The organism is Microvirga tunisiensis, from assembly GCF_009296175.1.
GTDB classification, from domain to species: domain Bacteria; phylum Pseudomonadota; class Alphaproteobacteria; order Rhizobiales; family Beijerinckiaceae; genus Microvirga; species Microvirga tunisiensis.
On the sequence record NZ_VOSK01000753.1, the window covers coordinates 1 to 1,382 of the forward strand.

The 1,382-nt window shown below is 52.1% G+C and carries 1 protein-coding gene; it reads right to left on the bottom strand.

The features are described from left to right. Positions 1-76: 76 nt before the first annotated feature. Complete coding sequence (locus FS320_RS43395) at positions 77-817, bottom strand: hypothetical protein (RefSeq protein WP_152718655.1); 741 nt, start codon at positions 815-817, stop codon at positions 77-79. Between the last annotated feature and the right edge of the window lie 565 nt (positions 818-1,382).

A 1,382-nucleotide genomic window follows, 5' to 3' on the forward strand; every position in this document is an offset into this window, starting at 1 on the left:
TTTGAAAGCCGGAGAGTGGTTCCGGCGGGGTCTCTTGCTCATCGTCTCTCCTGTTCAGCAGCCATTCTGGCTGCTCTCAGGCAGAAACTCCACTTATCCCGCTGTCCAAATTTCCCGAGCCAGCTCTGTATAGCTGTCCAGAGTTGGTCCATGCCGATTTGGAGCCGTCAACTGAAACTTTACTGTTGGAGACGGGGTTGTAGCTGAGCAAGCCCGTGAAACTGGCAACGGTAGCCCCGTCCTTGATTTCAAGCGTTCCGGCACCTGAGATACCAAGATAGAGATCACTAGAGTTGATCCACCGCGAGTTGGTTCCTGTGACCGTTACTCTGCTCGGCGCTGCCGATGAATTCGCGACGACACCGACCGTGTTGCTAACTTTGCCACCGCCCTCAATGGTGAGTGTGCCCCCACCTCTGTAGCCAAAATGCAGTTCGCGCGTGTTCTCCCAGTAAGACCCGGCTCCTCTGACAGTCACATTGGCTGAGGAGCCAAAATTGACGCCCCCATAGGAAAACACGTCGCTAAGCTTTGCTCCATTTTCAATCAGCAAAGTACCGACGCTGTTATATCCAATGAAGAGGTTCCCATTTATAGGCTGATCAACCGAGACAACAACGGAACTTCCACCGTCAATGATTTGGTCGGCGTGAGCTGCGGTCGTGACGAGAAGCAAGGCCGCTGTAGACGCCGAGCTCAACAAAACCGCATATGATGAGGAGACGTTTAGGCCTCTTCTTCCGAAGGCATGCTGGTTGCGATTTGCATGACCCAAGCGTAATTCAGAAAGCGACAAAGAAGCCCCCTCGAAATCCATGACTTCGGAGAGCTCGCCGGTTCTTGATTATGGGTCGCTGCTCCTCAGCCTGACATGCAGCGCCTCACCGATAGGTACCTTACTCGCCTATTCTTGGCGCGAGGACATCACAGAAATACGCAACCAGTCGAAACTTGGACAAAGTTAGCTAACCCGCTCCCAATCGTAAGTAGCTCATAAGTATTAACTCTTAAGTGGTAGAAGGCATAGATCGGGTTCTTTGAAAGAAAGTCGTTACTTTTATGGTTCGCAAAATCCCTCAGCCAGAGTGAGCTATGGCTGCGGCGGACCCTGGGTTTAATAACTCAGTCGTTCTATTGGTTTATTTCCCTAACGTAGTCTTTAGCTACTATGATCTAGCCGTTCTTATGCATGGGAAGGTTGATGAAGGCTGGCGAGTGTAGCTTAAGCACTTGAAGCAGCGTAGGATTTGGTTGTTGAGACTAATCCCTGCCACCAATTGCCCTGTGCCACACTCGCCATGCCGGACGATACACCTGCCACCTTCCCGTTTCCAGCCGTTGGCCGCAAGAAGATCACCGCTGCTTTCGACGGTGGGCGCCTG

Coding starts and splice junctions, on each gene's coding strand:
- FS320_RS43395 (WP_152718655.1), bottom strand. CDS start 817: ATGGATTTCGAGGGGGCTTCTTTGTCGCTTTCTGAATTACGCTTGGGT.